The sequence below is a fragment of the Bacillus sp. J33 genome, assembly GCF_000518885.1.
Lineage (GTDB): Bacteria > Bacillota > Bacilli > Bacillales > Cytobacillaceae > Cytobacillus.
Window position 1 is genome coordinate 24096 of the sequence record NZ_JAEL01000062.1, and the last position, 8898, is coordinate 32993.

The 8898-nt window shown below is 46.5% G+C and carries 8 protein-coding genes; 7 read left to right on the top strand and 1 reads right to left on the bottom strand.

What is annotated here, in order from left to right; all coding sequences use genetic code 11:
* Positions 1–17: 17 nt before the first annotated feature.
* A complete protein-coding gene (locus L634_RS0117265; protein WP_026583525.1) occupies positions 18–1397 on the bottom strand; it encodes a PTS transporter subunit EIIC in 1380 nt (459 codons plus the stop codon).
* A 1133-nt stretch (positions 1398–2530) separates the two neighbouring features.
* Here L634_RS0117265 and hprK point away from each other — a divergent pair.
* From hprK to hisG, 7 genes are all read left to right on the top strand, one after another.
* A complete protein-coding gene (gene hprK, locus L634_RS0117270; RefSeq protein WP_026583526.1) occupies positions 2531–3466 on the top strand; it encodes an HPr(Ser) kinase/phosphatase in 936 nt (311 codons plus the stop codon).
* 86 nt (positions 3467–3552) lie between these two features.
* Positions 3553–4389, top strand: a complete 837-nt coding sequence (gene lgt, locus L634_RS0117275) for a prolipoprotein diacylglyceryl transferase (protein ID WP_026583527.1) — start codon at positions 3553–3555, stop codon at positions 4387–4389.
* A gap of 2 nt (positions 4390–4391) precedes the next feature.
* Positions 4392–5339 (top strand): nucleoside recognition domain-containing protein, encoded by a 948-nt coding sequence (locus L634_RS0117280; RefSeq protein ID WP_026583528.1) that lies wholly within the window; start codon positions 4392–4394, stop codon positions 5337–5339.
* Positions 5329–5976: a pyrophosphatase PpaX gene (gene ppaX / locus L634_RS0117285; RefSeq protein ID WP_026583529.1), complete on the top strand. Its 648-nt coding sequence runs from the start codon at positions 5329–5331 to the stop codon at positions 5974–5976. Before L634_RS0117280 ends, ppaX begins: the two co-directional genes overlap by 11 nt.
* Positions 5973–6515 carry an acyltransferase gene (locus L634_RS0117290; RefSeq protein WP_026583530.1) on the top strand — a complete coding sequence of 181 codons (543 nt, stop codon included), beginning with the start codon at positions 5973–5975 and terminating at the stop codon, positions 6513–6515. The genes ppaX and L634_RS0117290 overlap by 4 nt, the downstream gene beginning before the upstream one ends.
* A 465-nt stretch (positions 6516–6980) precedes the next feature.
* Positions 6981–8165: an ATP phosphoribosyltransferase regulatory subunit gene (locus tag L634_RS0117295; protein WP_026583531.1), complete on the top strand. Its 1185-nt coding sequence runs from the start codon at positions 6981–6983 to the stop codon at positions 8163–8165.
* Positions 8162–8806 carry an ATP phosphoribosyltransferase gene (gene hisG, locus L634_RS0117300; RefSeq protein ID WP_026583532.1) on the top strand — a complete coding sequence of 215 codons (645 nt, stop codon included), beginning with the start codon at positions 8162–8164 and terminating at the stop codon, positions 8804–8806. Before L634_RS0117295 ends, hisG begins: the two co-directional genes overlap by 4 nt.
* Positions 8807–8898 lie beyond the last annotated feature (92 nt).

Below are 8898 nucleotides of genomic sequence, written 5' to 3' on the forward strand. Positions count from 1 at the left end.
CTCCTTCTTTACTTGTTTTAGATATTCTTAGCCATTTCTTCCTTGAATCCGAACATCCATGTGAACAGGAAGCCGAATGCATAGGCGATTAATAGGCCAATCAGGTACAGCACGATTTGATTTGTATGGACGAGGAAGGCAAGCGGTATGCCGGAAACCCCGATGGCAATTGTAGCGATTTTAAAGAAGGCCTGGAAAGCACCGCCGACAGCAGCCCCGAGACATGCTGTTAGGAATGGGCGTCCCAATGGAAGGGTTACCCCGAAAATAAGCGGTTCGCCAATGCCGAGCATTCCAACTGGAAGACCGCCTTTGATGACCTTTTTCAGGCGGGCATTTTTTGTTTTGAAATAGATGGCAAATGCGGCACCAACCTGGCCGGCGCCGCCCATTGCAAGGATTGGCAGGAGCGGGTCATCGCCGATTGTATTGATCAATTCCATATGAACAGGTGTTAAGCCCTGATGCAATCCGGTTACAACAAGCGGAAGGAATGTTCCCGCAAGTACCAGACCTGCAAGGATGCCGCCGACATCAAGAACGCCAAGCAATCCTTTTGTAATGATATCAGAGAGGAATCCGCCCAAAGGCTGCAGAACAAAGAATGTCGCAAAGCCGGTGATTAATAAAGCAAGTGTCGGAGTTACGATAATATCAACAGCTGATGGAACCACTTTGCGGATTCTCTTTTCCAAAAATGCCACAAGCGCAGCAGCGAGCATGACGCCGATTAAGCCGCCTCGGCCAGGGACAAGGGCTTCACCGAAAAGAGTCACATTCGCAAGGCCTGGGTTAATTAACAGGATACCGGCCGCGCCGCCAAGTGCTGGAGATCCGCCAAATTCTTTAGCCGTGTTAATCCCAACAAACACACCGAGGTAGCTGAAAAGACCCCAGCCAATTAAGTCAAGCATTTGAACGATCGTTGATTCCGGATCTGCTCCTGATCTGATGACTACGTTATTGATCCCTGCAATCAAACCAGATGCAACAATCGCCGGGATCAGCGGGATAAAGATGCTCGCTATTTTTCTCAGGAATAGCTTGAAAGGAGTCGCATTTTTTTCATTTAGTCCGGCTTTCGTACGGGCTGCCAGTCCTTCTAATGAAGTGTCGACCTCCTCGTCTTCATCCACAGACGCCACTCGCTTTCCTGTCATATTCGAAACCTCGTCTGCCACCTTTGTGACGATTCCCGGCCCGAGAATGATTTGCAGTGTCTCCGCTTCAACAACGCCCATTACTCCATCAATATCCTTGATGCCTTCGAGGCTGACCTTGCTTGCATCAACCGGTTTTACACGAAGCCGGGTCATACAGGAAGCCAATTCTGCGATATTGCCGGTGCCGCCCAACTGCTCCGTAATCTCTTTCGCCAAGCGTTCTTCTTTACGCATGAGCTTTTTCCCCCTCTTTTTAAAAAGTAGGCTCTGTTAAATTTGCCTGTTGATTTCAGCACGAGGCACTCAAGCTTACAGCGGGCGGTCCGAAGCGCTTCGGTGCATTCGCACCTGCGGGGTCTCCCGCCTTCCGCTCCAATCAACAGGGTGCTAAAATTAACAAAAATCTTTAACACAGCCAAAAAATAGAATACAAGTGCAAAAAACTAAAAATGTCAATGAATCCGCTTACATACTAATATTACCAAGGAACAGTATAGTTGTCTATACCATTTATTCATATTTTTATATTGTTAAAGAGTTCATGCATGCCTTACCATAACTATACGCCGTCCAATCCGAAAAATTGTCCATACATAACCGGATTGAGCAAAAGGGCCCATACTTAAACTTTTGTAAAAATCGTTTTCAGAAATTTGGTTCTGCGCTAAAAAGTGCTAAAATAAAGTGAAACTTCCGTCAGCTGTTCTTTAGCTGACGGTTAGTTGAACCAATCGGGCCTTTACGGACAGTTAATTCACTGAATATGGCATAAGGATTAAAAGATAAATAAAATAAGTGAATTCTACTGTCCGTTAATCAGCGATAAAGTGAAACTTCCGTCAGCTGTTCTTTAGCTGACGGTTAGTTGAGGCCTGCAGGACGCGGGCCACTCAGGCGTTGCGACAGGACGTCGCGGTTATAGCCTGAGCTCAAATTCGGGCCTTTACGGACAGTTAATTCACTGAAAGTGGCATCAGGATTTTAATATAATATAAATAAGCGAATTTTCCTGTCCGTTAATCAGCGATAAAGTGAAACTTCCGTCAGCTGTTCTTTAGCTGACGGTTAGTTGAGGCCNGCAGGACGCGGGNCACTCAGGCGTTGCGACAGGACAAGGAAAGCTGCGGCAGAGAGACTTCGCACGACCGAAAGCGGATGCTTTTGGGAGACGTCGCTTATAGCCTGAGCTCAAAACCGGGCCTTTACGGACAGNTAATTCNCTGAAAGTGGCATCAGGATTCTAAGATAATATGAAATAAGCGAATTTTCCTGTCCGTTAATCAGCGTTAGAGGGAACTTATAGCAGGCTGTTTTTTTATATAAAAGAAAATCACATCGGAATTGCCAGCATAGAGGAGGAGCTCATTATGGTAAAAGTGCGCACAAAAGATATAATAGAAAAATTCGGCCTTGAACTGATCGCCGGAGAGGAAGGGATCAACCGGCCGATAACAACAAGTGATATTTCACGCCCTGGGCTTGAAATGGCCGGCTATTTTGATTACTATCCCGCAGAACGGATTCAGCTGCTGGGAAAAACAGAGCTTACCTTTGCGGAAAAATTAAATGATACAGACCGTGAAAGCCGCCTTGAGCGCTTGTGTACGGATATTACACCGGGCATCATTGTCACCCGCGAACTGGACATACCTGAAGAGCTAGTGGAGGCAGCCGAGCGCGAGTCTGTACCGCTTCTTCGCTCCAAGCAAAAAACAACCCGCTTTTCCAGCTTGCTGACCAATTTTCTGGAGAGCAAGCTTGCACCAACGACTGCAGTCCATGGCGTTCTAGTCGATATCTATGGTGTAGGGGTGCTGATTACCGGAAAAAGCGGAGTAGGTAAAAGTGAAACCGCTCTTGAACTCGTAAAACGGGGACACCGCCTTGTTGCAGACGACTGTGTGGAAATCAGGCAGGAAGACGAAGATTATTTAGTAGGCAACTCGCCGGAACTAATTGAACATTTGCTTGAAATCCGCGGCCTTGGCATTATCAATGTCATGACGCTGTTTGGAGCAGGGGCAGTCCGAAGTTATAAAAAAATCTCCATCGTCATGAATCTCGAGCTATGGGATCCGAAAAAGCAGTACGATCGCCTTGGACTTGATGAAGAGAAAATGAAAATCATCGATACGGAAATCACGAAGCTGACCATCCCGGTCCGCCCTGGACGAAATCTTGCTGTTATTATTGAAGTCGCAGCGATGAACTTCCGTTTAAAACGAATGGGCGTGAATGCGGCCGAGCAGTTTACAAACCGCTTGTCAGATGTGATTGAAGACGGCGATCATGAAGACCGTTAAATTCAATCAAACGTTTGATTGAAACCTGAAAAATGGCTACTGACTCCATAAATAGAGAAACCAAAAGACGAGAAGGAGAAGTGATCATGGAAAACAATATTCAGCCGCTCGATCCAATTGCCATTTCCCTTGGACCGATTCAAGTCCACTGGTATGGCCTTATTATCGGGATCGGGATTGCACTGGCTCTCATTATCGCGATGAGGGAAGGGGAAAGAAGGGGACTTCCAAAAGATATTTTTGCCGATTTAATGCTGTGGGCCATTCCCATTGCCATTATTTCAGCACGGATTTATTATGTTATTTTCCAATGGGACTTTTACTCGCAAAACCCCGGAGAAATCATAAAAATATGGAATGGCGGAATTGCTATTCATGGAGCATTAATTGGTTCCGTCATTACTGCATATGTTTTTGCAAAGAAAAAGAAGATTTCATTCTGGAAGCTTGCTGATATTGCGGCACCAAGCATAATCTTAGGGCAGGCAATCGGCCGCTGGGGAAACTTTATGAACCAGGAAGCGCACGGCGGGGAAGTCAGCCGCGCCTTTTTGGAAAATATGTACCTGCCTGAATTTATCATTAACCAAATGTATATTAATGGAGCTTACTACCATCCGACATTTTTGTATGAATCGGTTTGGAATATTATCGGGTTTGTTATCCTTATATTATTAAGAAGGGTGAATCTCCGCCGCGGGGAGCTTTTCCTCACGTATGTGATCTGGTATTCAATTGGCCGTTTCTTCGTAGAAGGTTTGCGGACAGATAGCCTGATGCTTACCGAATCGCTAAGAATCGCGCAGACCATTTCAATTGTTCTCATCATTGTCGCGCTGGCCCTTATTTTCTATAGAAGAAAAGCAGGCCTTGCAGACGCCTGCTATTTGGATAAAGAAGAAGCACAGAAAAAGGGAGAGTAAAGATGCTGGTTGAATCATCCAAACGGGGGCTGATGGTCGGCTTAAAGACAACATGGACGCTTGGGAAAGTCATTTTCCCGGTTACGCTGATCGTGGCGCTTCTGCAGCATACGCCAGTGCTTCCGTGGGTAATAAAGCTGATCACGCCTCTCATGAATCTGATTGGGCTGTCAGGAGATGCAGCCATACCGCTTGTTTTGGGGAATTTTTTAAATTTGTATGCCGGAATCGGGGCTATTTTAACCCTTGATCTCACGGTAAAAGAAGTTTTTATTATCGCAGTCATGCTGTCTTTTTCTCATAATATACTGATTGAAACGGGTGTAGCCCTAAAGGTCGGCGTTAAGCTTTGGATTATTCTGGCTGTAAGATTCGGCCTTGCGCTCTTAAGTGCGATTATCATCAATCTTGTCTGGCATGGCGGTTCAGAAAAGGCTAAGTATGGATTTGTCCCGGGAAAAGAGGAGCAGGTATCCGGAGTGGTGCCGATCCTGATGGATGCACTGCAAACTGCTTTGCTTGGTATTTTCCAGCTGGCCCTCATTGTTATACCGCTAATGGTGGCGATTCAAATTTTAAAAGACAAACAATGGCTGGCTGTTTTTTCAAAATGGATGGCACCTGTTACCAGAGTATTGGGCATGAAGGAAAATACGTCAACAACGCTTGCAGCCGGATTGGTGTTCGGCCTCGCTTACGGGGCTGGCGTCATGATCCAGGCAGTGAAGGAAGATGGCGTCAGCAAAAAAGATGTAACGATCGCATTTGTGTTCCTCGTTGCCTGCCACGCAGTCGTGGAGGATACACTGATTTTTGTGCCGCTGGGCATTCCGGTATTGCCGCTCCTGCTTATCCGGCTGGGTGTGGCGATTGTCCTGACCCTTGTGGTCGCAATGATCTGGAACCGTGCTGATCTGGCAAAAAGAAAGGAAGCAACCTATGAGCATTAACACGATATTATTTGATTTAGATGGAACACTGATCGACACAAATGAACTAATTATTTCTTCATTTTTGCATACGCTCGGAAAATATTATCCTGACCGCTATCAGCGGGAGGATGTCCTTCCTTTCATGGGGCCAACGCTCCATGAAACATTTGAGTCCATCAACCCGGAAAAAGTGGAGGAAATGATCGCTGTCTACCGGGAGTACAATATTAAAAACCACGACGTCCTTGTGAAGGAATTCGAAGGCGTCTTTGAAACAGTGCGTACATTAAAAGAATCCGGCTATAAGCTTGGCATTGTAACAACAAAGGTTTCAAACGTAGTTGAAAAGGGCTTAAAGCTGACAAAGCTTGATCAATTCTTTGATGTCGTAGTTACGCTGGATCACGTTGAAAAACCGAAGCCGGATCCGGAGCCGATTTTAAAAGCATTGAATTTATTGGATGCGAAGCCGGATGAGGCCATCATGGTAGGGGATAACTCCCATGACATTGAAGGCGGGAAAAACGCTGGCACAAAAACAGCAGGGGTCGCCTGGACAGCGAAAGGCCGGGAGTTTTTAGCCCGTTTCGAGCCTGATTATATGATAGATAATATGGCTGACCTGCTGGATATCCTCGAGGCAGAAAAGAAATGAGGAAAACGGAGCGTTACCCGGTTGAGGGCGGCAATTCTCTCTGGCACGTGTATAAAACCGTTCCGTTCTGGAAGGTCGTCAAAAACTTTGTCGTGATCCAGCTTGCGCGCTATACGCCAGTTCTCGGCATGAAGAATTGGCTTTACAGGACCTTTTTGCGTATGAAGGTCGGTGACCAGACGTCATTCGCGCTCATGGTCATGCTGGATGTCATGTTCCCGGAAAAAATCAGCGTCGGCCGCAACACGGTCATCGGCTACAATACCACGATTCTCGCACATGAGTACTTAATCAAAGAGTACCGCCTCGGCGCGGTTGAAATTGGCAGCGAAGTCATGATTGGCGCCAATTCCACGATCCTGCCCGGGGTTACGATCGGTGATGGCGCCATCGTCTCGGCTGGGACACTCGTCCATAAGGATGTTCCAGCTGGTGCATTCGTCGGCGGGAACCCGATGCGTGTGATTTATACAAAGGAAGAACTCGCCGCTCGCTGGGCGGACGATCCGATATATGGCAAGAAGGCTCCGCTGGCATAGGCTGGCGGAGTTTTTTTATGCTAAATCAGACCTTTAGTGAAAACGCGTCAGATCAAGGAGTGGTGCATATTTTTAAAAAGTGGCGCAAAAACATTAGAAAGCGGTTCATATAATTTGAAAGTGGTGCATAAATGCTGCGAAATAAAGCATAAATTTGGAAAGTCGCGCATATCAGCTTTCCAAAGCGTAATCCTGGCCACTGCCTTGTTTAAGATATTAGGGTGACCGTGCCGCAAACATGTAAAATCCACTCATCGTTCAAATAACCTTCCATCTAAAAGCACAAACTATGTAAAAAAGCTCCTTTTAAGCCAAAAGGAGCTTTTTTTATGCAGGGCCCTATTTTTCTTCATTCTTTTGGTTGACGCCATCGGGATTGCACGTTAAACTACATATAACTTCAATTTGCTACCATATTAGTGAACTAAAGGATTCGGAATTTTTTAATTCGTAGAGGTGAATACTTTGAGCCGATTATTTATGTTTGAAAAGCCGTTAGGCATGAGAGATACATTACCTGATTTGTATGAAAGAAAAGCAGCGGTCCGATCATCCATCCAGGAAGAAATGAAACGCTGGGGCTACCAGTTTATTGAAACGCCTGCGCTGGAATATTACGAAACGGTAGGATCAGCGTCTGCGATTCTCGATCAGCAGCTGTTCAAGCTTTTGGATCAGCAGGGCCATACACTCGTTCTGCGCCCGGACATGACAGCGCCAATCGCCAGGGTTGCTGCTTCAAGGCTATTAAAAGATGAACTGCCGATCAGACTGGCATATTCCGCGAACGTATACCGCGCCCAGCAGCGGGAAGGAGGACGCCCAGCGGAGTTTGAACAGATCGGCGTTGAATGCATCGGCGACCATACAATCAGTGCAGATGGAGAAGGTATGGCGCTGATGATTTCAGCTTTAAAAGAAGCGGGCCTCCAAAATTTCCAGCTTTCAGCCGGTCATATCGGATTCGTGCGTGACTTTTTCCAGCAGATTTTAGGAACGGAAGAAAGAGTCGAAAACTTAACAAGATTCTTATATGAAAAGAATTATGTAGGGTATAGGGAGCATGTAAAGAGCCTGGCCCTGTCTTCAATCGATAAACAAAGGCTTCTGGATTTCCTTAAATTAAGGGGAGGGGAAGAAGTGATTGAGCTGGCTTATGGGCTGCTCGAAAACGGCACTGGCAAAAAAGCCCTTTCCGAGCTTCAGCAGCTATGGGGAATCATGCAGGATTACGGCCAGGACGATACGGTCAGATTTGATTTAACGCTTGTCAGCCATATGAGCTACTATACAGGCATTCTTTTTGAAGTATATGCCGGCAATGTTGGTTTCCCAATCGGAAATGGCGGCCGCTATGACCTGCTGCTTCAAAAGTTCGGAAAAGACACTGGCGCAACTGGTTTTGCAATCAGATTGGACCGCTTGCTAGAAGCACTCGAGGATAATAAAGCAGCTGAACCAGTATACTGCATTTTATACAGCCCGGAGCGCCGCAAAGAAGCATTCCAGCTTGCAAAGGAACAGCGTGAATCTGGAAGGAAAGTTGTCCTCCAGGATATCAGCGGTGTGAAAGATCTCGATGCCTGCACAAATCAGTATGAGGATATTACCTTTTTAGTCGGAAAAGCTGGAAAGGAGAGCGTAAAATGAGTGATGTATTAACGATTGCGATGCCTAAGGGCCGCATTTTCGAGGAAGCGGCCGAATTGCTCCGCCAGGCAGGCTTTCAGCTGCCGCCTGAATTTGATGATTCGCGAAAACTGATTATAGATGTGCCGGAAGAAAAATTCCGATTTATCCTTGCTAAGCCGATGGACGTGCCAACCTATGTGGAACACGGTGTGGCCGACCTCGGGATTGCAGGGAAGGATGTAATGCTGGAAGAAGAACGTGATGTCTACGAGCTTCTCGATTTGAAAATAAGTGCCTGCTATCTTGCCGTTGCAGGCTTGCCAAACACAAAGCTAAATGCTGTTGCCCCTAAAATCGCTACAAAATACCCGCATATCGCGGCTGCTTATTTCCGCGAGCAGGGAGAGCAGGTTGAAATCATCAAGCTGAACGGTTCCATTGAGCTGGCACCAATGATCGGGCTTGCAGACCGGATTGTCGATATCGTTTCAACCGGCCGTACACTTAAAGAAAATGGACTTGTGGAATACGAGACAATCGTCGGCATTACTTCAAGGCTGATTGTCAATCCTGTCAGCTACCGCATGAAGGATGAGCGAATCAGCGAGCTTGTTAGCCGTTTGACAGAAGTGATTGCTGAAGAAGAAATTCGTTCTTAAAGTGAAACTTCCATCCGTGGTGTTCTTCCACGGATGGTTAGTTGAACCAATCGGGCCTTTATGGGCAGTTTATCCCCACCTATCTGTAACAA

Excerpts from the sequence above, each read along its gene's own strand:
- L634_RS0117265 (WP_026583525.1), bottom strand. The coding sequence starts at position 1,397 with ATGCGTAAAGAAGAACGCTTGGCGAAAGAGATTACGGAGCAGTTGGGC.
- hprK (WP_026583526.1), top strand. The coding sequence starts at position 2,531 with ATGGTAAAAGTGCGCACAAAAGATATAATAGAAAAATTCGGCCTTGAA.
- lgt (WP_026583527.1), top strand. The coding sequence starts at position 3,553 with ATGGAAAACAATATTCAGCCGCTCGATCCAATTGCCATTTCCCTTGGA.
- L634_RS0117280 (WP_026583528.1), top strand. The coding sequence starts at position 4,392 with ATGCTGGTTGAATCATCCAAACGGGGGCTGATGGTCGGCTTAAAGACA.
- ppaX (WP_026583529.1), top strand. The coding sequence starts at position 5,329 with ATGAGCATTAACACGATATTATTTGATTTAGATGGAACACTGATCGAC.
- L634_RS0117290 (WP_026583530.1), top strand. The coding sequence starts at position 5,973 with ATGAGGAAAACGGAGCGTTACCCGGTTGAGGGCGGCAATTCTCTCTGG.
- hisG (WP_026583532.1), top strand. The coding sequence starts at position 8,162 with ATGAGTGATGTATTAACGATTGCGATGCCTAAGGGCCGCATTTTCGAG.